Genomic DNA, 23,707 nt, shown 5'->3' on the forward strand with positions numbered 1-23,707 from the left:
CAATCCTGCCCATGGGGTTGGGCCCGCCCGGGCGTGGCACTAGAGTCGCGCGGGTGAGCGCCTCCCAAGAACTGGAGCGCGTCCGCCGGAAGGTGGAGGCGGGCGAGAGTCTCAGCGACACGGAGTTGGAGTTGCTGCGCGTGGAGGCACGCAGCACGCCCGGCCCGACGCCGAGGCTCGCGGTGGCCCATGCGCTCATCAACGCGGGTGCAGAGCGCGAGGCCCTGCCATTGCTGGAGTCCCTGCGACGCGACTTCCCCCGGGACATACCCGTGCGTCTGGGCCTCGCCCGCGCGCTGCTGGGCCTGGAGCGCCATGGCGACGCGGAGGCGTTGCTGCGCGAGGTGCGGGCGCAGGAGCCGGATGACCCTGAAGTCCTCAAGGTGCTCGCGGTGCTCGGGCTGCGGCGCGGCGAGGCCGACAAGGCCCGCGCGTATGTGAAGGACGCGCTCGAGCGAGACCCCTTCGACGCCGAGGCCCGGCTGCTGAAGGAGGAGCTGGAGGCCGCCGACCTGCCGCCTCCGCCCGCGCCCCAGGAGCAGGTGCTGCGTCCGGAGTTCACCACGGCGCTCGCCGCCGCGCTGGGCCGGGCCCGGGTGACCTTCCGGCGGCAGGGGAAGGACCTGTTGGTGAAGCTCGCCTCGGGAGGAGTGGGGCGCGTGGACGTGGGCTCGCTGTACGCGGCGTGGTGTGAGTCGCCGGGCACGGAAGGGCTCACCGCGCACGTGGATGCGCTGGCGGCGCGGCTGGGAGGACTCTCCTCGGGTCTGAGCGCGGAGGGCGCCGCGCTGGAGTCACGGCTGCGGCCGGTGTTGCGGCCGGCGGACTTCGCGGCGCGGGCAGTGGGCGCGCTGCACCGGCCGGGCCCCGCGGGCCTGAAGGTCTTCTACGTGCTGGAGGACGCCGACTTCGTGCGCTACCTGCCGGAGTCCGCGCTGGCCCCCGTGGGACTCACGGCCGAGGCGGTGGACGCGGCGGCCTGGCGCAACCTGGAGGCGAGCCCCGCGCCGGTGCGGCCCGTCCTCATCGACCAGGGAGAGGTGCGGCTCGCGGAGGCCTTCTCCGGACTGTGGGCCGTGGCGGCGGGAGATGGCCACGACGGTGCACGCCTGCTCACCACGTCGCAGCGGGAGCGGTTGACGCTGGAGGCCGGTGACGAACCGCTGCGGGTGTCGCTGGGCCGACGGGAATTGGCCCTCGTCTGCCGCGAGTCGGACGCCGCCGCGCGGGAAGCGCTGGAGCGACTGGTGCCGTCTCCTGATGGGATTGCAGGCGTCTTCCGCCTCACCGCGGAGGGACTCTCCGCTGTGTGAAGGTCAGCCCGCGGTGGCCGTGGGCAGGTTCTCCACGAAGAGCACCTCGCGGTAGCCCAGCGTGAGCAGCAGTGCGCGCAGGGAGCGCTCCGCGGAGTCCCGGGCGCGCTGGCGCAGGCGAGAATCGGCGCGCACCTCCTGCTCGAAGGCCACGCGAGCCTTCTCCAGGAGCTGCGCCGTCTGCGCGCTGTCCAGGTTGGAGTCGATGACCTCCGTCTCCCCGGGGCGCAGCTCCACCTTCACCTCCAGCGGCGGCAGCACCACGTACACGCGGGTGCCAGCCACCTGGAGGTGGGACGCGTCGAAGCGCTGGAAGTCGAAGCCCAGCCGCGCGTCCGCGAAGACGATGGCGCGGCCATGCTGATTGCGAATCGTGTAGGCGGCCCAGCTCAGCACGTCCTTCCACAGCGCGTCGGTGGCCTCGGGCTGGGGACTGAAGGCCACCTTCTTGTAGAGGGACACATCCAGCGTCTCCAGCCGGGCCACGTCGCGCATCTGCTGCACGACGGACGGCGTGTCCGGCAGGGAGGTGGGCGGCGGGCGGAGGAGCAGCCAGGCGCCCACCGCGCCGAGCGTGGCACCCAGGAGGATGGTGAGGACTCGCGAGAGGTGCGCCATGGGGGCAGTGTACCTCCTTCCCTGGAGGGGACGTCTGGGGCACGGTGTGCGCACGGGAGCGACGTGTCGCGTGGAGGAAGTCGGGTGGAGCTGACGGACAACGAGGTCGAAGCGCTGGGGACGCGCGGATATTTCATCCGGCCCGCATTCCTGGGCGAGGCGCGGGCGCACGCGGCGCGGGACGAGGCCCTGGCCCGCGCGGACTCTGGCGGCCTGCGGCCCGCGGCCATCCGGCGCGGCGCGGACCGCACGCGAGACACGGCCGTGCGCGGAGACCTCATCGACTGGGTGCTGCCGGAGCCGGGCACGCCACTGGGCGTGCTGTGGGAGTCCTTCCGCGAGCTGGGCGAGGCCCTGTCCGCCGGCGCATACCTGGGGCTCGGGCGCTTCGACTTGCAGCTCGCCTGCTACCCGGGCGGAGGGGCTCACTACGCGCGCCACCGTGACGCGTTCCCCGGCCAGTCCAACCGGCGGGCCACGGCCATCTGGTACGCCAACGCGGGCTGGACGCCGGCACACGGCGGCGTGCTGCGCCTGTACCCGGAGGACTCGGCGCCGGTGGACGTGGAGCCCTCCCTGGACCGGCTGGTGGTGTTCCTGAGCGAGCGAATCGAGCACGAGGTGCTGCCCGCCTTCGCCCCGCGCCTTGCGCTCACCGCCTGGTACTACGGGCGCGACGCGGGCTGAGCCGCGCGCTCACACCGCGGGCGTCAGCAGCACGACGGAGTAGCCCACGGCCGTCTTCGTCCCCGGGTTCTCGTACGAGTGCTTCTGGTCGCCCCGGAAGACGACGACGTCCCCGGGCTGGAGGTGGAAGCGCTCGCCGCTGGCGATGAGCAGCAATTCGCCGGACTCACAGGCGAGGTACTCCCGGGTGCCGGGCGTGTGGGGCACGCCGGTGATGCGCACCTGGGGCGGCAACTCCATCCGGTCGAACTCCATGCCGGGCAGCGGGTCGGGCAGCAGCTTGCGGAGCATGCCCGCGCCGCGCATGCGGACGGGGAGGCTGGCGCGAGGGTAGTGCCGGGCGCTCGCCCGGGGCTTCGCGATGAGCTCCTCCAGGGACACCTGCAATGCGCCCGCCACCCGGTGCAGCACGGACAGCGTGGGGTTGGCCGCTCCCGACTCGAGATTCGCCCAGGTGGCCCGGGGCACGCCCGCCAGCTTCGCGAGCTGCGCCTGCGTGGCGCCGCGCGTCTCGCGGAGCGTCCGGATGTTGCGTGCCAGCCTGTCCGGCAGGTCCTCGTCGTTCATGGATTGGCAATCTGCCAAGGCATTGGCCGCCGCACCAATCTTTTGGCAGCGGCCGTGTATCCCTCCAGGCATGGAGGACATACGCATGAAGCTGGTCGGAAAGGCCGTACTGGTGACGGGGGCGAGCCGGGGGTTGGGCCAGGCGCTGATGGCGGCGTTCGCCCGCCGGGGTGCCCGGGTGGTGGGCGTGGCGCGCCACGCCGGAGAGATGGAGGCCGCCGCCGCGGCCCTGCGCGCGGAAGGCCTGGAAGTCCACGCGCTGGCCCATGACATGGGGGACAAGGAAGCGATTCATCCGCTGGTGGGCGCGGCCACCGCGCTGGTGGGCCCCATCGACGTGCTGGTGAACAACGCGAGCACGCTGGGGCCCACGCCGCTGCCGCTGCTCTTGGACACCGCGTGCGAGGACCTGCAGCGCGTGCTGGAGGTCAACGTGGTGGGCCCCTTCCGCCTCACCAAGGCGGTGGCGGGCAGCATGGTGGTGCGGGGGCAGGGGCTGGTGCTGAACCTCACCTCGGACGCGGCGGTGTCCGCCTACCCGCGCTGGGGCGCGTACAGCGTGTCGAAGGTGGCGCTGGAGCACCTGGGCCGCATCTGGGCCGCGGAGCTGGAAGGCACCGGCGTGGGCTTCCTCAACGTGGACCCGGGGGAGATGGACACGCGGATGTACCGCGACGCGGTGCCGGACGCGGACTATTCGAAGCTCTCCCGGCCGGAGTCGGTGGCGGCGCGCCTCGTCACGCTGGTGGAAGAGCGGGCGGAGTCGCTGCCCTCGGGCACCCGCCTGGAGGCGGCGAAGCTGGAGGCCGCATGAAGCCCGCGCGCTGGCCCAACGAGCGTCCCGAGACGGGGCGTCTGCTGCACGTGGAGCCCCGCGCGGGCCGCTTCTCCGACGCCCACGTGGCGGACCTGCCGTCGCTGCTGCGCGCGGGGGATTTGCTCGTGCTGAACGACGCCGCCACGCTGCCCGCCTCCCTGTCCGGACGCACCGAGTCGGGAGAGCGCATCGAGCTGCGGCTGATGTCGCGCGAGCCGGACGGCACCTGGACGGCGGTGCTCTTCGGGACGGGGGACTGGCGCAAGCGCACCGAGGACCGGCCGCCCCCGCCGGTGCTGCCGGTGGGCACGCGCTTCGTCGTGGGCGGGCTGCACACGCGGGTGGTGGAGGTGCTGCCGCCCTCGCCGAGGCTCTTGCGGGTGGCCTTCGAGGAAGAGGGCGCGGCGCTGTGGGCGGCGCTGTACCGGGGCGGACGTCCGGTGCAGTACGCGTATACCGGGGGGCCGCTGGCGCTGTGGCACGTGCAGACGGTGTATGGCGCGCGTCCGTGGGCCGTGGAGGCCCCGTCCGCGGGCCTGCCCCTCACCGGGAGCCTGCTGCTGGCGCTGCGCCGGCGCGGCGTGCACCTGGCGACCCTGACGCACGCCGCCGGCCTGTCCTCCACGGGAGATGACGTGCTGGACGCGGCGCTGCCCCGGCCCGAGCGCTCGGACATTCCCGCTGCCACGGTGGAGGCGGTGGCGCGCACCCGGGCCCAGGGAGGACGCGTGGTGGCGGTGGGCACCACCGTGGTGCGGGCCCTGGAGGGCCGCGCGGCGCAGCACGGCGGGACGCTGGTGGCGGGCGAAGGCACGACGGACCTGCTGCTGGGCCCCGGCTACGTCCCGCGCGTGGTGCACGGCCTGCTCACCGGCGTGCACGAGCCAGGGAGCAGCCACCACGCGCTGCTCCAGTCCTTCGCGCCGCTGCCGCTCTTGAAGGAGGCGGCCGCCCACGCGGAGGCGAGCGGCTACCTGGGGCACGAGTTCGGCGACTCGTGCCTCCTGCTGGATGCGTGAGGCACCGAGGCTCGGGGAGCCGTCACTGAATCTGCGACGGCTCCAGCTCCACCTTCACCCAGCCCGGCTTGCGCAGGTCGAAGTTGCGGTACGCGTCGATGGCGCTCCCCATGGGCTCCACGTGGGACAGGATGGACGTGGGGTCCACGACGCCGGTGCGCACCAGTTCCAGCAGCTTGGGGACGTACTTGCGGTGGTTGCAGTTGCCCATCCTCAGCGTGAGGTTCTTGTTCATCGCCATGCCGATGGGGAACGTGCGCGCCTGCTGCGGGTAGACGCCGATGATGGACAGCGTGCCCGCCTTCGCCAGCGCGTCCACCGCCCACAGCAGCGCCTGCGCGGGGGCATCTCCCGGCACCCAGTTGTCGCCATCCGGTTTCGTCCTGGGGGCGACCTCCTTCACCTCGCGTTTGAACTCGGCCTTCTCCACCCTGGCGACCTTCTCCGCAGGGCCGTGGTGGGCATGCATGGCGTCCACGCCCACCGCGTCGATGGCGCGGTCCACGCCGATGCCTTTGGTGAGGCGCTTGAGCGTCTCGACGGGGTCCTCCTGGTCGAAGTTGATGACCTCGGCGCCCTGCGTGCGGGCCAGGTCCAGCCGGTCCTCGTGACAGTCGATGGCGAAGACGCGACCGGCGCCCAAGAGCTTCGCGCTGGCGATGGCGAACAGGCCCACCGGCCCGCAGCCGAACACCGCCACGGTGTCGCCGTTCTTGATTCCCGCCAGCTCCGCGCCGAAGTAGCCGGTGGGGAAGATGTCGGAGACGAGGATGGCCTGCTCGTCGGTGACGCCCTCGGGCACCCTCACCATGCCCACGTGCGCGAAGGGCACCCGGACCTTCTCCGCCTGCATGCCGTGGAAGGGCCCCGTCGTCGCCGGGCCGCCGAAGAAGGCGGTGCCCGCGGCGGGCCCGTTGGGATTCGCCTCGTTGCACTGGGAATGGTAGCCGGAGCGGCAGTAGACGCAGTTGCCGCAGGCGATGGTGGAGCAGATGACGACGCGGTCGCCGACGTTGAAGTTGCGCACGTCGTCACCGAGCGACTCGACATAGCCCACGCCCTCGTGGCCGAGGATGGTGCCCGGCTTCATGCCGGGCATGGTGCCGCGAATCATGTGGAGGTCCGTGCCGCAGATGGCGCTCGCGCTCAGGCGGACGACGGCGTCCGTCGGCTTCTCGATGTTCGGCTCCTCCACCTCGTCGAGCCGGATGTCCCCAATCCCATGGAAAACGACAGCCTTCATCGCGCGCGCTCCTGCCCCTCGTGGGGCCCTGGTCCCAAGGCGGACGGGCCCGGCGTGAGGGCGGACCCGTGCGCCTTGGAGGCTGGGCATCGCCCGGGGTGGGGGCAAAGCGAGCGCCGCCTCCTCTTCCGGACAGCGGCCGGACGGGCGAGCGCTACCGCGAGCCGGTGTGGTGGACGTGGAACGACAGCCGCTTGCCGAAGACGCGGCGGAAGTTCACCACCTCGTGCTCCACGTTCCACAGCTCCAGGTCCACGGGCTGACGCGTGTGCAGGTGCAGCGCGACGCCGTCCTTGCCGTTGGTCACCTTGAAGTCCTTGATGGGCTGGTGGTGGCTCAAGTCCAGCGAGTTGGCCACGCGCAGCAGGGTGGCCAGCTTGCGCACGGTGCGGGCCTCGGTCGGGTTGAGGCCCACCATGCCGGAGTGCGCCAGCTCCGGCGGGCTGCGCCGGTGGTAGCGGGCGATGCGGGCCACCAGCTCTCGCTCGCGGTCCGCGAGGCCGGGGATGTCCGCGTTCCGGATGAGGTAGTACGTGTGCTTGTGGTGGCGCTCGTAGCTGACGGCGTGGCCGACGTCGTGCAACAGCGCGGCGACCTCCAGGTAGGGGCGCACGGACAGCGGGAGCTGGTGGAGGGCGGCGAGCCCGTCGAACAGGGAGAGGGAGAGGCGGGAGACCTGGCGCGCGTGCTTCTCGTCGAAGAAGAAGCGCTGGCCCATGACGATGGCGGCGTCGGCGAGGCTGTGGTCCTCGCGCTCCTCGTCCTGGCGGTAGAGCAGGTCCACGAGGATGCCGTCGCGCAGGCCGCGGTTGACGACGCTGACGGACTCCACGCCCAGGTGCCGGACGACGGCCTCGAGGATGACGGCGCCGGAGACGATGATGTCCGCGCGCTTGGGGTCGAAGCGCTTGCGCCGGCGCTCGGGGGGCATGTCCGCGAGCGTGTCTACGGCCTGGGTGAGCTGACGCACGGTGGCGTTGCCGCTGCTCTCGCTGGCGGCGAAGGCCACCACGGCGTTGATGGTGCCGGACGAGCCGAGCGCCACGCGGGGCAGGTTGGGCAGCTGCTCGGGGAGCGTCTTGCGCAGGGCCTCGTAGACGAAGCTGCGCATGAGGCGCAGTTGCTTGGCCGTCACGGTGCCGGAGGCCTCGAAGACCTCGGTGAGGCGCACGGAGCCGAGCGAGAGGCTCCAGAGGTTGTCGGGCTTCTCGCCCACGGCGGTGGCGACCTCGGTGCTGCCGCCGCCAATGTCGATGAGCAGGGAGCGGGTGCCGGGGGGCTTGCGGTGGAGGACGCCGAGGCAGATGAGGCGGGCCTCCTCCTTGCCGCTGACGACTTCGAGGGTGAGGCCGGCTTCCTCGCGGACGCGGCGGACGATGTCGCTGCTGTTGCGGGCTTCGCGCAGGGCGCTGGTGGCGACGGCGCGCACCTGGGCCTTGTGGCGGCGGCAGAGGGCGGCGTAGCGGCGCAGGGTGGACAGGAGCCGCTCGGCCGTTTCTTCCGGCATGGCGCCGGTGGCGAAGACGCCCTCACCGGGGCGGATGGGGTCTCGCTCCTGGTGGAGCGTCTCGAGCGAGCCGTCGGCGTCCGGGCGCGCCAGCTCCAGGCGCACGGCATTGGTGCCCACGTCGATGGCGGCGAGCACGGGCTGGAGGGTGGGAGTGGGCATGGCGTTGCGCCGAGTGTAGGGCGCGACGGCACGTGGGCGCAGCGGGAACCGCGCGGAGCGTCGTGTAACGGCCGTGTGGCGAGCAGGGCGTCAGTCGAGGAAGCGGCGCTCCCAGCGGCGGGCTCTGTCCGGGTCCATGCGCAGGATGCTTCGGGCATCACCAAAAAGGGTCCACGGCTCCAGGACGCGGGCCAGCTCGCGGTAGGCGGGCAGGTCCTTGCCCTGCTCGGTGTCGCCGGCTTCGGGCCAGGGGCCCAGGGTGACGACGGCCCGGTCGCCCACCATCTCCTGCACGGTGGTTCCAGGCGTCTTGAGCCGGGAGCGCAGGCCGGCGGCGCCACCCAGTTCACCGAGCACGGGCTGGCCCAGGAAGGTGAGCCAGGAGGGGCCGCGGACCTGGGTGCCAATTTTCATGGAGGTCCAGCTCGGATGGAGCACGTCCATGCCGGGGTAGCGGAAGCAGTACCGGAAGACCTCGCGGTTGACACCCACCAGACCCAGGTCGCAGTTGAAGGCGAGTCCCGCGTTGCCTGAATCGAAGGGCAGGGGGGCGGCAACTCCCAGTATCAGCTCGCGGACCCATTGCGGCCCGCGCTCCTCCAGGAGCTCCGTGGGCAACCAATAGGAAACGTAGCAGGCCTCCGTGGGATCGGAGCGAAGCGACGGATCGCCGAGTTCTCGCCCTCGATAGTCGAAGCGATAGCGCTCCTCCCCGCCGGCTGCATCGACCAGATGAATGTTCACGTAGATCGGCTTCAAGAGGTCCTGGCGGATGTGCCTCCATCCACCTTCATCGAGCGGCTGCCACTCTCCGTTCGAGTCTGCGTACGCATCAAGTGCCGAGGGGCCGAGAGCCTGAAGGTAATATTCGAGCGAGCGCATGACACCTGGAGCGATTTCGGAGTGCAGGCGCTTCATGAAGAAGCAAAGGCTCAGACCCTCACGAACAAGCATGTATCCGCTCTGCGCTCGAAGCCGGATCCTCGGAAAGTGGTCGCTCATCGGATGGTCCCAAGTCTGGGTTGAATGCGCACCGGTGGGTCAGTCAGCCCCAATGCCTTCATGTACGCCGCCTCCTGGTTGCGACCGAAATGAGGCGGCCCTGAAGGATAATCAGTCCACAGAACGATGTTTGTGATGTCCGCGCAAGGAAACTTGAAGTCGTAGGCAGCCAGTGCCCGGCGAGGGTCGTCCGTGTGGATGACGACGTCGGGCTTGAGCGAGCCCTTCAGTTCGCTCAGGGGACCGTCCGTCAGCAGTGATTTCTCCTTTTCGCGGCTCGTCAGGCTCCACTTCCCGGTAGTGGGGTCGTAGAGGTAGCGCGGCTCCAGGCTGAAGCCCCCGGGGCGGAGCCTCGCGAGCTTCGGCTGTGCGCATGCTAGCGCCACCTTGTGCATCTCGGTGCCAAGCTTCATGGCAAGGGTCACAGGTCGGCCCTTCGCGTCCCGTTCCACCTCGGACTTGCATTGCTCGGCAGTGGGAATACTCCCGCTGAACAACTCGAGCAGCACCTTCGACCGCGCCAGGTCCGCGCATTCCGTGAGTGCCTGCTCGAGAGCATCCCGCTGCTCTTCGAACAACCGCAGCACCTCGGCAGTCACGGCAGCGGCAGCGGCCGTGGCCACCACCTTCGCCGCCCGCGCCCCCGGAATGACGGCCTCTTCCCCCGCCGCGGCGGTACACAGCCCCGGGCTCTGCCGGCACCCCGCCGAAGCCGAATCCAGACGGTAACCCTCCGCCCGTCCCCTCCGCTCCGGCGTCCCCGCGCACCCGACGAGCACGCCACAGACCACCACCAGCCACAGTCGCATGTCCCCTCCCAAGGAGCGGGGACTCTACGAACCGGACCCGTTCCTCCAGAATCAGGGGAACCCGCAACCGCGCACTGCTACCTGCGCCGCCGCCGGCCAATGAAGCTCGCGAACCGCTCGGCGAACCGCGCCACCGCCAGCCCCACCACATCCAGCAACCACTGTTGCAACGGCGACCGTCCGCACTGCTCCAGGAGCACGCGCCGAGACACCGCCATGTGCTTCTCCAGCCACAGCGACGCCTGCGCCGACACGCGCGGCTCCTCCACCTCCACCAGCGTCTCCAGATTCACGAGCGACAACGGGTCCAGATTGAAGCTGCCCACCAGCAGCTTCTCCCCATCCACCACCGCCGCCTTCGCGTGCAGGGTGGACGCCGTCCACTCGTAGATGCCCACGCCCGCGCGCAGGAAGTCACGGTACAGCCGCATCGTCGCCGCCCGGGCGAAGACGACGTCGCTGCGCCCGGCCAGCAGCAGGGACACCTTCACCCCCCGCCGCGCCGCCTGCTTCAGCGCCCGCACGAAGCGCATGTCCGGAAGGAAGTACGCGTGTGCCAGCACCACCTCGCGCTTCGCCCCATCAATCGCGGACAGGTACCGCTTGCGCAGCCGGTGCCCGCCGCCGAAGCCCGACAGGAACAGGCTCACCGGCCCCGACACCAGCGCGGACGCGCCCGCGTGCAGCTTCGCGCCCAGCTGCCGGCAGATGTCCCCGCGCAGCTCCAGCGCCAGGTCCGCCCAGCCGGGCTCGTCACCGTGCGCCGCATATGCATCCCCGATGTTGATGCCACCCAGGAACGCCACCGCGTCATCCACCAGGAGAATCTTCCGGTGGTTGCGCCACGAGCGGCCGGTGAACAGCGAGGTGAGCGGGTTGTACACGCGCACCTTCGCGCCCGCGGCCTTCAGCGTCTCGGTGAGGTGGCTGCTGGCCTTGATGCTGCCCCAGCCGTCCACCACCACCTTCACCGTCACGCCCCGCCGCGCCGCCGCCACCAGCGCGTCGAGGAAGCGCGCACCCACACCTTCGCGCTCGAAGGTGTACACCTCCAGGTGCACCCGCTGCTTCGCGGAGGCGATGGCCTCCAGCATCCGCGGGTATGCCTCCGTCCCGCCATCCAGCAGGGTGATGCGCTCCGTGTCCTCCTCCCGGAGCGACGGCAGGGGAGGGACAGGCAGCGGGGACAGGGCGGCTTCGGTGCGCATGGCCGCTCCCACCCTACCGCTCCCGGAGCGGAAGCGGGACAGCCTCCGGGTGACACCGGGGCCGTCCCACATGCCCTCAGCTCAGTCGTCGTGCTTGCGAGCGCCCTTGCCCTTGCCCTTGTGACGGCACTGGTCGCCGTCCCAGTACTGGCTCGGGTGGCACTCCTTGCTGTTGGACTTGGACTTCTTCGACTTGGACGGAGAGGACTGCGCCTCCTTGAGGCCGCGGTGGTAGATGCAACCCTGAAGGGCGAAGAGGGCGAGGACGGGGACGAGGAAGCGAACGTTCTTCATGGGGGGCACGCAGGGTAGCGGACTCCACCGTGGAGTCATCCCCCCTCGGACCCGCCCGCCTGGTGGGTGGCCACACGGCCCATCGACGCTGCGCGCATGCTCCGCTACCCTCCGCGCCGTGCCCCCCGCAGAAAAAGCCACACGTCATCGGAAGATTGGCGCCTACCGCGTGCTCGGAGAGCTGGGCCGCGGCGGCATGGCCGTCGTGTATCGCGGCCTGCACGAGATGCTGCAGCGCGAGGTCGCCATCAAGGAGTTGCTCCCGGCGGGACAGCGCGACAAGGAGACGCTGTCGCGCTTCCGCCGCGAGTCGCTCGCGCTGGCCGCCTTCCGCCACCAGAACATCGTCACGCTCTACGATTTGGTGGAGAAGAACGACGGCCTCTTCATGATTCTGGAGCTGGTGGACGGGCCCACCCTCCACACGCTCATCCGCGAGGGGCCGCTGCCGCCCGACGTCACCGGCGTCATCGCCGCGCGCATCGCCAGCGCGCTGGACCACGCGCACTTCCGCCACATCATCCACCGCGACCTCAAGCCGGCCAACGTCATGCTCACCAAGTCCGGTGAGGTGAAGCTGATGGACTTCGGCATCGCCAAGGACGTGGGCCTGGAGGCGCTCACCCAGCAGGGCATGGCCGTGGGCACGCCCTCGTACATGTCACCGGAGCAGGTGACGGGCGCGCCGCTCGACGGGCGCACCGACATCTTCTCGCTCGGCGTGCTCCTCTACGAGGCCCTCTCCGGCGCCCGGCCCTTCCACGGCAAGACGGCCGGCGAGGTCTTCGCGAAGATTCGCGACGGCAAGTACACGCCGCTCTCCAAGGTGGCGCCCAACGTGCCCGCGCCGCTGGCCCGCATCATCCAGCGCGCCATGGAGGTGAAGCCGGAGGACCGCTTCCCGGACGCCGCGGCCATGCGGCGCGAGCTGGACGTGTTCCTCGCGCAGGAGGTGCAGATTTCCCACGCGGCGCTGCTCGTGGCCTTCCTCCGTCACCGCAACAAGCTCACGGAGACGGAGGCCCAGCAGCTCCTGCGCCCGCAGGAGCTGGACGCCGCGGTGGAGGTGTTCGACATGCCTCGCGCCGGCTCGGGGGGAAACCTCAAGTGGGTGCTGGCCGCCGCCGCCGCGGTGGTCACCGCCGCGGGCGCGGGGCTCTACCTCAGCCAGTCGCAGTGGGCACCGCTGATAGAGCAGCTCTTTCGCTGACCAGAGGCAGGAGGCATCCCATGGGACGCATCATCACCTTCGTGTTGGGCATGAGCATCGTCGCCGGGGCGGCCTGGTACGTCCTGAACCGGCCCGCGCGGACGGACCCCGAGGCGGCCGCCGCGCGGGGGCTGGAGCCCGCGCGCAGGGCCGCTGACCGGATTGAAGGGGACATGCAGAAGCGGGCCGACGACCTGCTCCAGCAGCGGCAGGAGCAGGAGTAGTCCGCGGCCCGCGGGCGGCGGCTTCAGCCCTTCTTCTTCTCGTGCGTGACGGTGACGATGGTGCCGATGCCGCCGCGCACGAAGAAGTCACCCACCACGGTGAGCTTGCGCGGCTGGATGGCCTTGATGATGTCGTCCGCGATGGTGTTGGTGACCTTCTCGTGGAAGGCCCCCTCGTTACGGTACGCCCACATGTAGAGCTTGAGGCTCTTGAGCTCCACGCAGAGCTGGTCGGGCACGTACGTAATCTTGAAGCGGGCGAAGTCCGGCTGGCCCGTCAGGGGGCACAGGCAGGTGAACTCCGGACAGTCGAAGGCAATCTCGTAGTCGCGATCGGCTGCGGGGTTGGGGAAGGTCTGGATGTCCTTGGTCGGCTGCGAGGGCATGACGATGTCGTCTACCACACCGACGCTGAGTGTCATCCGTCGCGTGGATGTCGGCTTGCCGGCTGCCCTCGGGGGCATCTGTCGGCCCCCCAACGTGCCCGGCGTCCACCAGCGGGGAATCCGGGGGGTGGGTCGGTTGCCGGCCCGGGGAGGGGCTCATAATCCCCAGTGGGTCTCTCCCCCCGCCCTGAGCACATGCCGCTTCCTTCCGACGTCGAAGATGCTTTTTCGTGCCTTTCGCTCGCATTGATTCGCGTCGGGCCGGACCTGCGCGTCCAGTGGTGTGAGGAGGGCTTTGCCCACAAGACGGGCGTGGAGCTGCGCGCGGGAGGCGACCTGCTGGACGCGCTCGAGCGCGGCCGCAGCCTGGACGCGGTGGAGCGCGCCATCCGCGAGGGCCGGGCCCATACCGGCCACGTCATCACCCGCGCGCTCCGGCAGGTCCGCGTGCAGGTGCGGCCCGCCAAGGCGGGCGAGAAGCCGGGCGCCTGGCTGGTCGTCGAGCCCTCCGGCGTGGACGACGAGGGGGCCTTCTCCCAGGCGGTGCAGGAGATTGCCCGCGCGGTGGGGGAGACCTTCGAGGTGGACAGCGTCTGCGCGGCCGCGGTGGTGGCGCTGGTGCGCTGCGCGCAGGTGCGGCGCGCGGAGGTCTTCCTCTGCGAGGAGGGCAAGGAGCTGCGCCGGGCCGCCGTGTCGGACCTGGCGGGCGCGGACTCGCCGGAGGACACCTTCGACGTGGAAGAGGACCCGTTCCGGCAGGCGCTGGCCTCGCGCCAGCCGCAGCTCGGAATCCAACGCGGCTACGGGGATGCCATGGGCTCCATCTTCGCCGCGGTGCCGCTGTGCGCGCCGCGCCGCACGGTGGGCCTGCTGCTGCTCTACAAGGAGCAGGGGACGTCCTTCTCCGTGCGCGAGCTGGAGCTGTGGAGCGCGGCGGCCAACCAGCTCGCGGTGGCGGTGGAGAACGCGCGCCTGCTGCGCGAGGCGAAGGCGGCGCTCCAGGTGCGCGAGGAGTTCATGTCCATCGCCAGCCACGAGCTGAAGACGCCGCTCACCCCGCTGAAGCTGGGCCTGTACACCATGGAGCGGCGCATCTCCCTGGGGCAGCCGGTGGAGCTGGCCACGGTGCTCAAGTCCAAGCGCCAGGTGGACCGGCTGGCGGGGCTGGTGGACGACTTGCTGGACGCGTCGCGGCTGGATGCCGGGAAGCTGGCGCTCCACCTGGCGGCGCTGGAGGTGGGGCAGTTGGTGGCGGAGGTGGTGGACCACTTCCGCGCCGCCTTCGAGCGGCCCTTCACCGTCGAGGTGCCGCGCGAGCGCGTCTGGGTGCAGGGAGACCGGGACAGGCTGGAGCAGGTGCTCGTCAACCTGCTGGAGAACGCGCACAAGTACAGCCCCGCGGGCGAGCCGATCTCCGTCACCGTGGAGCGGGTGCACGGCGAGGCGCGCATCCACGTGCAGGACCACGGCATCGGAATCCCGGGCGCGGACCAGTCGCAGGTGTTCCAGCGCTTCTACCGGGCGCGCAACGTGTCGCACCGCAACTTCGGCGGGCTGGGGCTGGGCCTCTTCATCAGCCACTCGATTGCGAAGCTGCACCGGGGCTCGCTCTCGCTGTCCAGCTCGGAGGGCCACGGCAGCACCTTCACGGTGAGCCTGCCGCGCATGTCGTCGCACGAGGTGAAGCGGCTGCCGCGCCGGGTGCTGCTCCTGGACGAGGACCATGCGCAGGAGTCGGTGGCGGAGCGCGTGCTGCTCGCGGAGGGCTTCGAGGTGCTCACCGCGCGCGACGGGGCGGAGGCGCTGCGCCGGGCCACGCACCTGCCGGTGGACCTCATCGTCCTGTCCACCAGCGCCACGCATGGGCAGGCGGGCGTCTTCCTGGAGACCTTCGCCACGCTGCCCCGCGCGCGGCCCGTGCCCATCCTCCTGGCCGGCGACGAGCGGCCCTGGTGGGCGCAGGAGGGCACCTCGCTGTGCACCCGCCCGTACGTCCCCGACGAGCTGGTGGCGCGGGTGCGCAACGTGCTGATGGTGGAGCGGCGCCGGCCCGCGGAGCTGGCCGCGCCCGAGGCGCCGCTCGCGGGGCTCAGCCCCCGGGTGTGAGGACGCGGAAGTCCGCCGGGACGACGTCGGCCTTCTCCAGCACCTCGCGCGCCTTCGGGTGGAGGAACGTCTCCAGCTCCACCTCGCGCTGGGCGGCGTAGCCGCTCTTCAGCGTCTCGGGCCGATAGCCCGGGTGGCACATCAGCTCGATGACGCCGTCCGCGGGCAGCGAGGCCAGGTGCTGCTCGAAGCGCTCCAGCGTCCAGTACGCGTCCGTGCCCGCGTCACCGATGAAGTGCGCGTTGGTGGCCACGCCGTGGGACTCCAGCGCGCGCCGCATGCCCGGGTCGATGGAGCGCACCGGCAGCCCGGCCGCGCGGGCGGCGCGGGCCAGACCCTCCAGCACGTGCGGGTGGCGGTGCAGGTGCTTGTGCACGTCCACATGGGTGGCGGGCCGGCCGAGCAGCCCCGCGAGCCGGGCGAGCTGCGCGAAGCACTCCGCCTCCACCACGCCCGGCGGGAGGCTGGCGGCGCGGGACTCCACGAAGCCGCCGTCCTCGCCGAGCAGCGCACGGGGGAAGCCGCTCCACACGGGCGTGCCCCGGGCGAGGTTGAGGTGCAGGCCGATGGACAGCCCCCGGGCCTCGCGTGCGGCGGCCTCGGAGAAGGGCGTGTTCACCATGAAGGTGGCCGAGGAGACGACGCCCTCGCGCATGGCGCGGAGGATGCCTCGGGTGACGGCCGGGTCGTAGCCCAGGTCGTCGGCGTTGATGATGAGGGCGCGGGCGCTCATGGACGGGCTCTTTCCTTGAAGAATCGCCACGCCTCACGCGTGGCGTCCAGGTTCAGCGTGCCGTTGTTGAAGTGGGGGTATCCCGGCCACGCGTGCCTGCCTCCCTGCACGGTGCACAGCGAGGCGGTGGCGCTCTGGGGCGTGCAGCCGGTGTAGGCGACGCAGGTGCTGTCCGCCTTCTGGTACGTCTGCACCGGGGTGTCGCTACAGCCGTTGCGCTTCGCCCAGCGCCGCACGGTCTCCTCGGCGCCCGGGTAGGGGGCTCCGTAGCGGCCGAGGTTGGCGCCGCCCGTGTAGAGGATGAGGTCGTCGGCGGTGCCGTGGAAGTGCAGCACCGGCACCGGGCGCGACGGCGTGCAGTGGCTGAGGCCTTCCGGGCCGGACACGGGGGCGACCGCGGCGAAGCGGCTGGCGCGCTCGCAGGCCAGCCGGTGCGTGAAGTAGCCGCCGTTGGAGAAGCCCATGGCGAAGGTGCGGTGCGTGTCCACGCACACGCGGGTGTCCAGGTCCGCCAGCAGTGCGTCCACGAAGCCCACGTCGTCCACGACGCCCCGGGCGGGGAAGCAGCACCCACCTGCATTCCAGCTCCGGGGCGAGTCCTGGGCGCCGGTACCGCTGATTTCCGCGGGGCTGAGCGCGCGCGGGTACACGGCGACGAAGCCCTCCGTGTCCGCCAGCGTGGACAGACCCGTCAGGGCCTCCATCTTGAGCTCGTTGGAGCCGAAGCCGTGGAAGGCGAGCACGGTGGGCATGGGCCGGGTGGCGTCGTAGCCGGGCGGGACGTGGACGCGGTACGTGCGCGTGCGGCCCTCGTGCGTCACCGTCCAGTCGTGGGTGCCGGGCCCCACGGTGAGGCCGGTGCAGGCGCTGCGCTCCGGGACGGGCGGCTCGGCGGAGGTGCTCACTTCGGAAGTGCCGTCCCTGCGGACCTCGTTGGGTGTGGAGCACGCGGCGGCCCCGGCAAGCAGGGCGAGGGTGGCGAAGGACAGGTGGCGGTGGTGCACGGCTGGCAATCTCAACACATTCCTGGAGGCCCGCCGATGGGCCAGGGGCCGTGCGTCGGGGCGACCCTCACCTCCAGGTGACGCTCGTCCCACGGAGACGGACTCCGAGTCCGTCTCGATTCAGCCCATCCGCTGTGTCAACATTGCCCCCCCGTCACGCAGGATTCGGCTCGCGCCGACGCAACTCATTGCGTCAGGTCGCTGTCACAGTGCGACATTCCCAGACGCCAATCGCGGTGTCGCGCCCATCCTGTAGTGATTGTAAGTGCATGAATCTACTGGGGGTTTTATTCCTGGCGGCAGTCCCTTACCCCCCGTCTGCATAGTGGAAACCCCCTACGTCTGATTCAGGCCCGACTCCATCCACGCCGCTCTTCACGAGAAAGCCATTGCACGAAACGCGGATTTTACTTTACGGTGAGTGAAAAACGGAATATTCATGATTACCTAAAAAACCTGTAGTCGCCGTAGTCGCCGCAGTCTCCAGGAGAAAACCATGAAGAGACTTTCCTATCTGGCTGCTCTCGCGTGTGTCGTGCTCTCCACGACGGCGTCGGCGCAGCTCGCCACGCGCTGCTTCACCGATGACCAGCTCACCACCACGACGCTGTCACAGGGCCGCAACAACTGGTCCTACAAGTGCGGCTATATCTCTGCCGCCAAGCGGGACTTCCTGAACTCCGAGGGCGAGTACCAGGTGTACTCGGGCGGGTGCTATTCCTTCGCCGTGACGGGGGCCACCGCCACCTGTACCTTCTTCATCCCGGCCGACGTGAATGCGCCCTGCGTCGCCAACCTCGTCAAGCTGGGGACGTGCGTGACGGGCTGCTATACGGCGCGTGAGAAGGTGGCCTTCGACGGCAAGTACTGGCCCATCGAGGATGCCTACGCCGCCGGCGTGAAGAGCGTCACCGCCCTCACCCGGGACGCGCTGCTCGAGTCGCCCAGCACCGGTGAGCAGGCCATCCGCACCTTCGTCGCTGGCGACACCGTGGAAGACGTCTTCGCCATCCAGACCGCCGACGGCCGCCGCGTCGAGGTGACCTCCGAGCACCCCATGGTCATCGCCTCCGGTGAGATGGTGAAGGCCAAGACGCTCAAGAAGGGCGACCTGCTGCTCGGCACCCGGGGCGAGAAGGTGGAGATCAGCGACATCTCCGTCTTCCGCTACGAGGGGAAGACCTGGAACGTCCAGCCGGTCAGCCACGAGAAGATTGAGAACGTCCTCGACGTGAAGGGCCTGCTGACGGGCTCCGTCCGCTTCCAGAACGAGTGGGCCGACGACCACTACCGCCTGTCGCTGCGCGATGAGGCGTCCGTCGACGGCATCTGATTCCGTCGAATCGGTGGTGCGCTCCCGCGAGGGCCTTCATGGCCCCTCGCGGGAGCGGTTGATGCAAAGCCGGGAAATGGCATCGCGCGCGGAGGCCTGCCGGGCTCTGGAGGCCCGCCGCCCTGCCTCGCTGTTCTCGTCACGTCACGAGAAGGAATCTATGCGAAGCAATGAAGGCTGCATTGGAAGAGGGTCGGCGCACGGCACCCTGGGGACGCTGTTGGTGGTGATGGGGACCGTGGGAATGGGCGCGGCCGGCTGTGGCCCGGGGGAGCCGGGCGCCACGGAGGCGGATGGCCTGCGTGCGAGCGCGCACCCCTTCGTGGCCGCCGAGTCGCTCAGCGGCCCCACGGGTGACTTCTCGGCCTCCATCACCCGGTATGAATACGAGTTCAATACCCAGACGGGTGCCGCGTTCTCCCAGCTCTACCTGAACGTGGACTTCCCGGGCGGCAACTGCTTCCTGGTGAATGCCCCCCTGGGCCTCACGAACGTCGAGTGGAACGACCTGCCGCCCCTGAGCGTGGAGACGCTCCCCGGCGCCGTGCGCGTCTGCGGCCAGTGGGGCCAGATGGCGGGCCAGGTGAAGCTCGAGGCGAAGTTCACCGTTCCCCTCCAGACCTACGACTTCACGCAGGTCGGCTTCTCCCGGCGGCAGGACCGCGGAAACAACACCTTCTCCTATCTGCTGAACTGGGTGGGGTCGTGTGACTTGTTCGGCCCCTGCGACGACCGCACGGAGCTGCTCACCAGCTACGTCCTCACCGTCAAGCATGCCCAGGGCGAGGTCGTCGTCTGTCCGGGCACCCGCACGACTCCCAACAACACCACCACGAAGTGTGAGCTGACCGGCCTGACGAAGGCGCCCACGTACTCGTCCTTCGCCGTGGCCTCCAACCGCGGATGGTCCAAGCGCACGTTCGCGGAGGTGGCCGGCAAGTTCAAGCTGGTCTTCTTCGAGATTACCGGCGGGCGCCTGGCCTCGTCCCTCGACGCCACCAGCGTCACGGCGTACATGAACTGGATTATCGGGCAGCTCGGGCCCCTTCCCTATGGGACGGACCTGCGCGTCGCGGGCGGGCCCACGGACTGGCTGGGCGCGGAGCACCCCGCCAACCTCATCCTCCGCGAGGACCTGCCGGACCTGCGGCGGGACTACGCCAACATGACCATGCACACGCTGATGCACGAGGTCGTGCACCAGTGGGCGGGCAACCGCACGACGCTGTCGGCTCCCTCCGACTTCATCTGGAAGGAGGCCATCGCCGAGTACCTCACCTACATCTTCGAGCTCCAGAGCCGCCCCGCGGGCGAGGCAGAGCAGACGCGGGCCTACTGGGACCGCCTGGCCCGCACCGCCGCCTACTACCCGCAGCCCGCCGACGACCCGCCCCCCGTCTTCCTGTCGCAGGCGGCGGATGTCTATGGCACCGGGCCCATGATTCTCTTCCTCCAGCTGGAGCCCCTGCTGGGCCAGCAGACGGTCATCAATGGCATCAAGCACTTCCTGAACCAGCCGGGACACCGCGGCGTCGCGGACCTGCGCGACTCGCTCGAGTTCGTCTCGAACAAGGACCTGGGTCCCTACTTCGCGGCCTGGGTCCATGGCAGCGGGGACCCGGACTGGCCCTTCTTCGAGGTCACCCCCCAGGAGGCGAACGGCGAGGTCACCCTCACCGCGAAGCAGCTCTCGTACTCGGGGACCTACTACCCCGTGTCCGTGGACGTCCTGCTGGAGGGCGCCACGCAGAAGCAGAAGGTCACCTTGAACTATGGGCTGGCGCCGACGTCGGACACCGTCACCGTGACGGTGCCCTTCTCCGAGCCGCTCCTCCAGGTGACGGTGGACCCCGAGAACCGGGTGGTCAACCGCAGGTTCTTCGGTCTCACGAATGGACTCGTGGAAGAGCCCAGCCCTCCGCGCTGGCTGTTCTGACCCTTGAGAAGGAGTGAACCCAATGAGTGGACATCCTCCCGTGGATGAAGACCTGAAGAAGCCCTCCAGGGCACGCCTGGTGGGGCCGGGGCTCGCGCTGTTCCTCCTCGCCGGCACGGGCCTCTATGCCCTGGTCACCCGGATGGGCCCCGTGGCTCCGCCGCCTCCCGGCTCCGGGCAGGCGCCGGGCGCCGCGGTGCTGACACCGGGGGCGCGTGGCGCCTCCACCCCCGCGGCGCGCCCCGGCGCCCAGCCGGCGACGGCGACCGGCCAGGCCGCCCAGGCTCCGGCGCCCGCCGGGCCCGCGGCCCAGGACCCGGCCCAGGCCGCGCAGGAGCAGCGCGAGGCGGCGCGGCAGACGGCGCGGCAGTTCCGGGCCGGACGCTTCAACGCCTTCTTCCGCAAGGAAGTCTTCCTCGAAGAGCTGGCCAAGGAGGGGACCGGGCCGAAAATCGCGGCGCTGAAGGACGAGCTGGCGGACCTGTCCGCCCTCCAGCAGCTCCCCGCCGGCACCCAGTTCATGGAGACCAAACCCGAGCCGGTGCTGGAGCGCATGGCGATGATTGACCTGCTCTTCGAGCTGGCCCCCACGGACCCGGCCGCGCGTGACGCGATGACGTCGCTCGCGCTCTCCCCCATCGACCGGGAGCTGTCCGACTCGGTGAAGAAGGGCCTCGTCGGAGAGAAGTACGACCTCCTGTTCCGGCTCGCCCAGGTCGACCGGCGGCTCGCCGTCGACACGTACACGAAGCTGGAGAGCCAGAAGCTCAAGAACCTGCTGCTGGAGGCGCTCGTCGCCGGATTGGCCGAATCGGGAGCAAGCCCCGACGAGGTCCGGCAGATCGTCGCCCACCTCTAGCAGCCCCGCCGTGGACACCCGGTGGCCCCTGTCTGCCCGAGGCAGAGGGGGCCCCGTGTGTTCGGACGTACCAGCGCATCCGGTGCCGCACCCCGTGTCGCCTCACCGACCTCCGCTCAGCCGGGGGCGCGGAACGGCGGCGTATGCGCTGGAGCCGTGAAGCAACACCCACAGCAGACAAGGAGTGCACCGTGACTCGAGCTTGGAAGCAGGGATTGATTGGGGCGTGCTGTGCCGTGATGGGCGTCGCCTGCGGCGACGTACCCGAGAGCACCGCGACCTCGCAGGACGGCGTGCAGATGGGCGACGTGCAGTCGGCCCTCGCCGCGCTGGGCAAGGTGGAGGTGGTGAGCACCGGCAAGGGGGGCATCCCCACGTTCATCCGTGGCAGCCTGGGGACCACGGACACGTCGCTCGTGGCGCTCCGCGCGGGTGACGCGCTGGCGCCCGCGCTGCGCGGCATCGCCCCGGTGTTCGGCCTGCGCGCCGAGGACCTCCAGGTGCGCTCCACCCGCACGGACGACGTGGGCTTCACCCACGTCCGGTATGACCAGGTCCGCAAGGGCCTTCCGGTGGTGGGCGGCGAGCTCATCCTCCACGTCAACACCCGGGGCGAGGTGTACGCGGCCAACGGCACGGCGCGCGGCGCCCAGGAGCCCGTGACGCTGAGCCGCCTGTCGCCCCAGGCGGCGGTGGACGCGGCGCTCGCCGGCACCGACACGCTCAAGGCCCAGGGCGAGTCCCGCGTGGTCTACTTCCTGAGCGCCGAGGGTGTCCTGTCCTCCGCGTACGAGCTGACGCTGGTGGGCACCCGCGAGGGCGGCCCCGTGCGTGACGTGGTCTACGTGGACGCCGCGTCGGGCAAGGTCCTCGACGTGCGGCCGCAGGTCCACTCCGCCCTCAACCGCAACCTCCACTCGGCCAACAACCAGTGGACGACGCCCGGCACCCTGCGCCGCTCCGAGGGCGGCGCGGCCACCGGCGACGCCCACATCGACCGCAACTACGACCACGTCGGCACCACGTACGCCTGCTACGAGACCATCTTCGGCCGTGACTCGTTCGACGACCGCGGCGCGCGCATCACCAGCACCGTCCACTACGGCTCCGCCTACGTCAACGCGTACTGGGACGGCGTGCAGATTGTCTTCGGCGACGGCGACGGCGTGAACTCGGGCCAGCTCGGCCTGGACCTGGACGTCACGTCCCACGAAATCACCCACGCGGTGACGCAGTACGAGTCGGGCCTCGTCTACCGCAACGAGTCCGGCGCGCTCAACGAGAGCCTGTCGGACATCGCCGCCGCCATCTGCGAGAGCTGGTCTCGCGGCGGCTCGCTGGACGCGGACGTGTGGAAGATTGGCGAGGACATCTGGACGCCGGGCATCGCCAACGACGCCCTGCGCTACATGGGCAACCCCACGCAGGACGGCTCGTCCAAGGACTACTACCCCGAGCGCTACACGGGCACCGCGGACAACGGCGGCGTGCACTGGAACTCGGGCATCCAGAACCTGGTGTTCAAGCTGCTCGTCACCGGCGGCACGCACCCGCGTGGGAAGACGGCCATCAACGTGGGCGGCGTCGGCATGAACAAGGCCGCGCAGACCTTCTACTTCGCCGCGACCAACTACTACACGTCGACGACCACCATGTCCCAGGCCAAGGCCTACACCATCCAGGCCGCGCAGGACCGGTACGACGCTGGAGTCGTGAGCTCGGTGACCAACGCCTGGAGCGCCGCGGGCGTGCCGTAGGCGGTTCAAGTGCAGTCCACCGAAGCACAACCGAACGGAGAACCCATGAAGAACATCCTCATCGCAGCCGCTGTCTTCGCAACCTGCTTCTCGAGCACGGCCCTGGCGCAGCTGTCCACCCGCTGCTTCCAGGACGACCAGCTCGTCACGTCGGAGCTCGCCAAGGGCCGCAACGCCTGGGCGCGCCGCTGCGGCCTCATCACCGCCACGCGTGAGGCGTACCTGAACGGCGAGAACGAGTACCAGGTCTTCACCAACGGCTGCTACTCGTACCCGGCCGTCCCGGCCGGCTCCACCTGCACGTTCCACGTGCCGGCCACCGAGGCGTCGGCCTGTATCCCCAACCTGGTCAAGCTGGGCACCTGCGTCGCCGGCTGCACCACGCCGAGCATGAAGGTGCAGTTCGCCGGCCGCATGGTCCCGGTGCCGGAGGCCTACTCGCAGGGCCTGCACACCGTGACGGCCCTGACGAAGGACTCCGAGGCGGGCCTGCTGTCGTTCGGCGAGCAGCCCATCCGCAGCTTCGTCGCGGGTGACACCCAGGAGGACATCTTCACCCTGGAGACCCAGGAGGGTCGCCGCCTGGAAGTGACGGCCGAGCACCCCATGGTCCTCGAGGACGGGACGATGGTGAAGGCCCGCACCCTGAAGGTCGGTGACACGCTGCACGGCGCCGACGGCGTCAAGCTGCACCTGAACCGCGTGACGGTCTTCAACTTCAAGGGCCAGGTGTGGAACGTGCGTCCGGAGAGCAAGGAGAAGATTGAGAACGTGATGAACGCCGAGGGCTTCCTCACCGGCTCCGTGCGCTTCCAGAACGAGTGGGCGGCGGACGACTACCGCCTGAACGTGCGTGACGACATCGACGTGAGCGGGCTGTAATCCCCCGCTGACCGAAGCGGCCGTCCAGGTG

23 protein-coding genes are annotated in these 23,707 nt (G+C 70.2%); 12 read left to right on the forward strand and 11 right to left on the reverse strand.

The window, feature by feature from the left end:
* Window positions 1-11: 11 nt before the first annotated feature.
* On the forward strand, window positions 12-1,313 hold the full coding sequence (locus tag OV427_RS29740; RefSeq protein WP_267859573.1) for a tetratricopeptide repeat protein: 1,302 nt from the start codon (window positions 12-14) through the stop codon (window positions 1,311-1,313).
* Between the two features lie 3 nt (window positions 1,314-1,316).
* On the opposite strand, the gene OV427_RS29745 is transcribed toward OV427_RS29740, so the two are convergent.
* Entirely contained in the window at window positions 1,317-1,931 is a 615-nt protein-coding gene (locus tag OV427_RS29745; RefSeq protein ID WP_267859574.1) for a DUF4230 domain-containing protein, read from the reverse strand.
* A gap of 84 nt (window positions 1,932-2,015) precedes the next feature.
* On the opposite strand from OV427_RS29745, the gene OV427_RS29750 reads away from it, so the two are divergent.
* Complete coding sequence (locus OV427_RS29750; protein ID WP_267859575.1) at window positions 2,016-2,618, forward strand: 2OG-Fe(II) oxygenase; 603 nt, start codon at window positions 2,016-2,018, stop codon at window positions 2,616-2,618.
* Between the two features lie 9 nt (window positions 2,619-2,627).
* Here OV427_RS29750 and OV427_RS29755 read toward each other — a convergent pair whose 3' ends face one another.
* Window positions 2,628-3,185: a helix-turn-helix domain-containing protein gene (locus OV427_RS29755; protein ID WP_267859576.1), complete on the reverse strand. Its 558-nt coding sequence runs from the start codon at window positions 3,183-3,185 to the stop codon at window positions 2,628-2,630.
* Between the two features lie 85 nt (window positions 3,186-3,270).
* Between OV427_RS29755 and OV427_RS29760 the strand changes: the two genes are divergently transcribed.
* Window positions 3,271-3,999: an SDR family NAD(P)-dependent oxidoreductase gene (locus OV427_RS29760; RefSeq protein ID WP_267859577.1), complete on the forward strand. Its 729-nt coding sequence runs from the start codon at window positions 3,271-3,273 to the stop codon at window positions 3,997-3,999.
* Window positions 3,996-5,021 (forward strand): S-adenosylmethionine:tRNA ribosyltransferase-isomerase, encoded by a 1,026-nt coding sequence (locus OV427_RS29765; protein WP_267859578.1) that lies wholly within the window; start codon window positions 3,996-3,998, stop codon window positions 5,019-5,021. Before OV427_RS29760 ends, OV427_RS29765 begins: the two co-directional genes overlap by 4 nt.
* Window positions 5,022-5,043: 22 nt before the next feature.
* Here the strand turns inward: OV427_RS29765 and OV427_RS29770 are convergent, their stop codons facing one another.
* From OV427_RS29770 to OV427_RS29795, 6 genes are all read right to left on the reverse strand, one after another.
* A complete protein-coding gene (locus OV427_RS29770) occupies window positions 5,044-6,264 on the reverse strand; it encodes a zinc-dependent alcohol dehydrogenase (protein ID WP_267859579.1) in 1,221 nt (406 codons plus the stop codon).
* A 154-nt stretch (window positions 6,265-6,418) separates the two neighbouring features.
* A complete protein-coding gene (locus tag OV427_RS29775; protein ID WP_267859580.1) occupies window positions 6,419-7,933 on the reverse strand; it encodes a Ppx/GppA phosphatase family protein in 1,515 nt (504 codons plus the stop codon).
* A gap of 90 nt (window positions 7,934-8,023) precedes the next feature.
* Window positions 8,024-8,851, reverse strand: a complete 828-nt coding sequence (locus tag OV427_RS29780; RefSeq protein ID WP_267859581.1) for a DUF3396 domain-containing protein — start codon at window positions 8,849-8,851, stop codon at window positions 8,024-8,026.
* Window positions 8,852-8,931: 80 nt separating this feature from the next.
* A complete protein-coding gene (locus OV427_RS29785; protein ID WP_267859582.1) occupies window positions 8,932-9,744 on the reverse strand; it encodes a hypothetical protein in 813 nt (270 codons plus the stop codon).
* A gap of 77 nt (window positions 9,745-9,821) precedes the next feature.
* A complete protein-coding gene (locus tag OV427_RS29790; RefSeq protein WP_267859583.1) occupies window positions 9,822-10,952 on the reverse strand; it encodes a phospholipase D-like domain-containing protein in 1,131 nt (376 codons plus the stop codon).
* A gap of 81 nt (window positions 10,953-11,033) precedes the next feature.
* Window positions 11,034-11,246: a hypothetical protein gene (locus tag OV427_RS29795; RefSeq protein WP_267859584.1), complete on the reverse strand. Its 213-nt coding sequence runs from the start codon at window positions 11,244-11,246 to the stop codon at window positions 11,034-11,036.
* Window positions 11,247-11,442: 196 nt separating this feature from the next.
* On the opposite strand from OV427_RS29795, the gene OV427_RS29800 reads away from it, so the two are divergent.
* Together OV427_RS29800 and OV427_RS29805 are read left to right on the forward strand one after the other, a co-directional pair.
* Entirely contained in the window at window positions 11,443-12,456 is a 1,014-nt protein-coding gene (locus OV427_RS29800) for a serine/threonine-protein kinase (RefSeq protein ID WP_420718372.1), read from the forward strand.
* A gap of 20 nt (window positions 12,457-12,476) precedes the next feature.
* Window positions 12,477-12,680 (forward strand): hypothetical protein, encoded by a 204-nt coding sequence (locus OV427_RS29805; protein WP_267859586.1) that lies wholly within the window; start codon window positions 12,477-12,479, stop codon window positions 12,678-12,680.
* A gap of 23 nt (window positions 12,681-12,703) precedes the next feature.
* On the opposite strand, the gene queF is transcribed toward OV427_RS29805, so the two are convergent.
* Window positions 12,704-13,066 carry a preQ(1) synthase gene (gene queF, locus OV427_RS29810; protein WP_163999736.1) on the reverse strand — a complete coding sequence of 121 codons (363 nt, stop codon included), beginning with the start codon at window positions 13,064-13,066 and terminating at the stop codon, window positions 12,704-12,706.
* Window positions 13,067-13,261: 195 nt separating this feature from the next.
* Between queF and OV427_RS29815 the strand changes: the two genes are divergently transcribed.
* Window positions 13,262-15,172, forward strand: a complete 1,911-nt coding sequence (locus tag OV427_RS29815) for an ATP-binding protein (protein ID WP_267859587.1) — start codon at window positions 13,262-13,264, stop codon at window positions 15,170-15,172.
* Here the strand turns inward: OV427_RS29815 and OV427_RS29820 are convergent.
* Complete coding sequence (locus OV427_RS29820; RefSeq protein WP_267859588.1) at window positions 15,156-15,905, reverse strand: carbohydrate deacetylase; 750 nt, start codon at window positions 15,903-15,905, stop codon at window positions 15,156-15,158. The two genes, OV427_RS29815 and OV427_RS29820, sit on opposite strands and share 17 nt — an antisense overlap.
* Window positions 15,902-16,909 (reverse strand): alpha/beta hydrolase family esterase, encoded by a 1,008-nt coding sequence (locus OV427_RS29825; RefSeq protein ID WP_267859589.1) that lies wholly within the window; start codon window positions 16,907-16,909, stop codon window positions 15,902-15,904. The genes OV427_RS29820 and OV427_RS29825 overlap by 4 nt, the downstream gene beginning before the upstream one ends.
* Before the next feature lie 496 nt (window positions 16,910-17,405).
* Here OV427_RS29825 and OV427_RS29830 point away from each other — a divergent pair, with 496 nt between their 5' ends.
* The 5 genes from OV427_RS29830 (at window position 17,406) to OV427_RS29850 (ending at window position 23,676) form a co-directional block, all read left to right on the forward strand.
* Window positions 17,406-18,242 carry a Hint domain-containing protein gene (locus OV427_RS29830; RefSeq protein WP_267859590.1) on the forward strand — a complete coding sequence of 279 codons (837 nt, stop codon included), beginning with the start codon at window positions 17,406-17,408 and terminating at the stop codon, window positions 18,240-18,242.
* 160 nt (window positions 18,243-18,402) lie between these two features.
* On the forward strand, window positions 18,403-20,178 hold the full coding sequence (locus OV427_RS29835) for a M1 family aminopeptidase (RefSeq protein ID WP_267859591.1): 1,776 nt from the start codon (window positions 18,403-18,405) through the stop codon (window positions 20,176-20,178).
* Window positions 20,179-20,200: 22 nt separating this feature from the next.
* Window positions 20,201-21,037 (forward strand): hypothetical protein, encoded by an 837-nt coding sequence (locus OV427_RS29840; protein ID WP_267859592.1) that lies wholly within the window; start codon window positions 20,201-20,203, stop codon window positions 21,035-21,037.
* Between the two features lie 191 nt (window positions 21,038-21,228).
* The gene (locus OV427_RS29845) at window positions 21,229-22,794 is read left to right on the forward strand and encodes a M4 family metallopeptidase (protein ID WP_267859593.1); all 1,566 of its coding nucleotides are present in this window, start codon (window positions 21,229-21,231) and stop codon (window positions 22,792-22,794) included.
* A 45-nt stretch (window positions 22,795-22,839) separates the two neighbouring features.
* Complete coding sequence (locus OV427_RS29850; protein WP_267859594.1) at window positions 22,840-23,676, forward strand: Hint domain-containing protein; 837 nt, start codon at window positions 22,840-22,842, stop codon at window positions 23,674-23,676.
* The last annotated feature ends 31 nt before the right edge of the window (window positions 23,677-23,707 follow it).

The sequence above is a fragment of the Pyxidicoccus sp. MSG2 genome, assembly GCF_026626705.1.
In the GTDB taxonomy this organism is placed as follows: Bacteria; Myxococcota; Myxococcia; order Myxococcales; family Myxococcaceae; genus Myxococcus.